The sequence below is a fragment of the Aquimarina sp. Aq78 genome (genome assembly GCF_900299525.1).
In the GTDB taxonomy this organism is placed as follows: domain Bacteria; phylum Bacteroidota; class Bacteroidia; order Flavobacteriales; family Flavobacteriaceae; genus Aquimarina.
On the sequence record NZ_OMKA01000006.1, the window covers coordinates 1 to 3478 of the forward strand.

At 31.0% G+C, this 3478-nt stretch carries 4 protein-coding genes; all 4 read right to left on the reverse strand.

Annotated elements, in window-relative coordinates; genetic code table 11:
- Positions 1–106: 106 nt before the first annotated feature.
- The gene (locus DG435_RS08225; protein ID WP_106795172.1) at positions 107–607 is read right to left on the reverse strand and encodes a hypothetical protein; all 501 of its coding nucleotides are present in this window, start codon (positions 605–607) and stop codon (positions 107–109) included.
- Positions 608–765: 158 nt separating this feature from the next.
- Entirely contained in the window at positions 766–1554 is a 789-nt protein-coding gene (locus DG435_RS08230; protein WP_106795173.1) for a hypothetical protein, read from the reverse strand.
- A gap of 207 nt (positions 1555–1761) precedes the next feature.
- Positions 1762–2586: a restriction endonuclease gene (locus tag DG435_RS08235; RefSeq protein WP_106795174.1), complete on the reverse strand. Its 825-nt coding sequence runs from the start codon at positions 2584–2586 to the stop codon at positions 1762–1764.
- A 215-nt stretch (positions 2587–2801) separates the two neighbouring features.
- Entirely contained in the window at positions 2802–3356 is a 555-nt protein-coding gene (locus DG435_RS08240) for a hypothetical protein (RefSeq protein ID WP_108840585.1), read from the reverse strand.
- Positions 3357–3478: the final 122 nt, after the last annotated feature.

The window sequence follows — 3478 nt, forward strand, 5'->3', positions numbered from 1 at the left end:
GGTTGCTAACTTTTTCTTTCTGCAAGCATTGCACGTTACCAAAAATACAATACCCATTGGGTCTATCACTTAACTGTTATGATCACATATATAGTGTTAGCACCTGTTATTTTTCCAATTCCAAAATTTCACTCATTTGCGGAGTTGTTTTAGAGTATAAAATTGTTACGGTATCGCCTTTGGATAAGCTCTTTTCAGGGTTTTCTTTAGTTGATGTTTTATATGGTTTGTTGTTTACATTATAATAAGCTTGAACAGACCAAACGTCAGCTTGATTCCGTCTTTTAACCATCCAAGCTTTTTTAATTATTCCAATTGTTGTATTTCCATTACTTTTCAATTCCGCTTTACTTTGTATTCCTAACCATAAACCAAAAGGAATTCCAAGAAAAACTGAAGCGATTGCAATTCCGCTCCTAGTTTTTTTAGCAAGAGAAGTTAGTTCTAAAGATTTAAATAAAACGTATGGTAGAATAAAGAATATTCCTCCAAAAACAATCCATCTCATTATTCCTTCTCCAGAGTAAAAAACTTCTTTTGGTAATCCAAAAAGTATACAACCCCAAATTAAAAGGTAAAGAAGGGGGAATAATTTATTCAATTTCATTTTAAATTTCTAATTGGTGCTAACGGTCTAGTGTATGATTAGTTGCGATTAGCAACTAAGATAGCAAAAGGGGAGGAACCTGAGGGGAATTCGGAGAATTTTCCGATTTGCCTGTAGACACTCAAGCAATTGATTATACACGTTGTTAGCTACAGTTTTTACTTTTCGTATTTAATTTTTCTTGTCAAAACCTGATACTTTCTTTTTTTTCCATTTTCGGTTTTGTACATAATCTTCTTTTTCCAATTCAGTTTCTTGTCATACTTATATTCGTATTCATATTTTCCAGATTTGAGTAAATTTCCATTTTCGTCATATTCTGAATTATGAGAACCTTTAATTGAAAAGTCAATTTTATGTTTACTTTCAGATATTATTTTTCCGTTGTCGTCAAGAACCTTTGTGATTGCCTGATTATTCGGATAATCATATTCCGCAATTTCAATTCCGTAAGAGTTTGAATTTCCGGTATTCAGCTTTAATTCTATTGGATGACCATTTTCATTATTTTTTAGAAATGTTTCTCTAATAATTTGGTTGTTTTTATTTCGGTCAGTTATCTTAATCATAAAACCATTTTCGTCGTATTCATAAGTTGCAGTTTCAGAACTATATCCAATTACAGAATGCCAGCGTTCAATTTTTCTTTGTAAACTTCTTGTTCCTGTCGAATCAAAACTTCGAGAAAGTCGAGTTTCTAACTTTCCGTTTTCACCATATCTCAATTCGGATGTAATTTTATTCTGATGATTTACAACGATAATATCCTTTTTAGTTTCAGTTCCACTTTTGTTGAAGAAAGTTGTGGTTTTTGTAAGTTCTTTTACTTTTGAGTCAGTTCTTAAATCAATCGGATCATCGTGTCTCAAAGCTGAAAAAATACTTTGAGAAAAGGATTCTAAACTGGCAAAAGTCAGAAGTATTATGATAGTAGTTCTAATGTTCATTCAAATTGTAGCTAACGTTTAGTATAAGAAACGTAGGGAAGGTGATAAGCAATACGTTTCGGTTTGATACTAAGCCAAATATAATATTTTGCTTTTATCTTTTTTATTGAAAATGCCAAATTTTTAATTTGGCGACTTTGCAAATAAACACAGATTTTTCGGAAAGCCTCAACTGCCCTATGTTTTTTATACCTTGTTAGCTACTGGTTATTTTATGTTTTCTTCTTCAACGAATAAGTTTGCAAACTCAAGTACTAAACTCTTAGTAAGTTTATCTAAAAATTCATTCCTCCAATATTTAATGTCTTCCCTTAAAAAATCAATATCTAATTTTAAAAATTTTTCAAGTTGATTTCTGCTTATAGTACACGAATACAAAGTCTTTTCGTCGTTATAATTCGTTTTTTCATTGTTCTTATTAGCAGGAATAAATACGTTTATTCTGTCGAGTTGGTCAAAATCTCTAAAAATTCTTGTAGAACTTTCTAATAATTTTTTAAAGGCATAATACTCTGTATTAGCAAAGCCTTCTTTAAAATAGAGTATTCTTTTACCATAATCAGATTTGACTTCATCAAAATAATTCGAGGTATACTTACCTCTCTTAAAAAATTCATATTTTGATAATTGTAATCCTTTTATAGTTTGATTAAAAAAATAATCAACGGAGATATCAATCTCATTCATTTCATTTAGCTCTAAAACGTCAAGTTTAAGATTAGAAAATTTTACTCGATTTTTAGCTGCTTTTGAATATCCTTTATTTGTTATTATTAATCCGAAATTTGCATTAATATCTTCAGTCATACCAATAAAACTTTCTACGACCTTGACATCTACATTTTTGTTGTAATACTTTGCATCAACGATTCCCAATACTTTTCTTCCTGCTATGTTTCCTCTGATAGAAAAATCGATTTGTCGCTCAGTTCTGCTATACAAACCGAATATTGAGTCGTTATATTCAATTTCACAATCTGGATATATTTCAGATAGCTTTTCGTATAATTTCTTTTCATATTCTCTCCACATAGTTTTTGTGACTTGTAGCTAACGTTTAGTATATGGCAAGTAGGGCAGTAGAAAGCGATAAACTTTCGGGTTTGCACTGAGCCAAAACGTTGTATTTTGTTTTTATCTTATTCATTTTAAAAGCCAAATCAACGATTTGGCGGTGTTTGTAAATAGCACTGAACTTTCGTAAACCACTAAACGCCCTATTTGCTATATACCGTGTTGTAGGTAGTTTATTTTAATGGTAGATAAGGAACTTCGTTTTTATCATCCTTATTTATTTTAGACATTGATTCAAATTGCTTTTCAGTCAGAAAAACAGCATGCAAATCATTTCCTCCATAAAGCAAATAGAATTTCTTTTCTATATTTTTCTCTTTCAGAATCTTGTTGACAACTCTGAAAAAATTGCGAGGTCCTATGTCCCAAAAATTTCCATTGGTTAGCTCTTCATTCGAGTATAGTTTGACATTGTGTCCATTGATTGTTATTTCAAATGAGCTTTCATAGTCATCTGTAGTTTGAACATCTATCTTTAAATCGTTTTCGATCAATTTTTGATTCAATTGAGGTAGAAAGAAGTCAAAACTGAATTCGCATAATTCTTCAGCATCAATATGAGTCAAAACGCTATCACTATAAAAGTCAAACTTACTATCTGTAGAAACCGAGTTAGTTTCAGTTTCGGCTTCAGTTTCATTTGCAGTGTCGCTCTGTTGGTTTTGATTGGGTTTTTGGGAACAACTTACAATCATCAATGCTAATAGTATTCTCCGGGTATGTTTCATTTTCTTTAATTACCTACAACGTCTCTTGTATGTTGCGTTTGCTTCCTAAAGGGAGCATATGCAATATACAAATTGTTAGCAATAGTATTTTTATGGGTTGTGTCGTCTTTCTTTTCCATTTA

Coding starts and splice junctions, on each gene's coding strand:
- DG435_RS08235 (WP_106795174.1), bottom strand. CDS start 2,586: ATGTGGAGAGAATATGAAAAGAAATTATACGAAAAGCTATCTGAAATA.
- DG435_RS08225 (WP_106795172.1), bottom strand. CDS start 607: ATGAAATTGAATAAATTATTCCCCCTTCTTTACCTTTTAATTTGGGGT.
- DG435_RS08240 (WP_108840585.1), bottom strand. CDS start 3,356: ATGAAACATACCCGGAGAATACTATTAGCATTGATGATTGTAAGTTGT.
- DG435_RS08230 (WP_106795173.1), bottom strand. CDS start 1,554: ATGAACATTAGAACTACTATCATAATACTTCTGACTTTTGCCAGTTTA.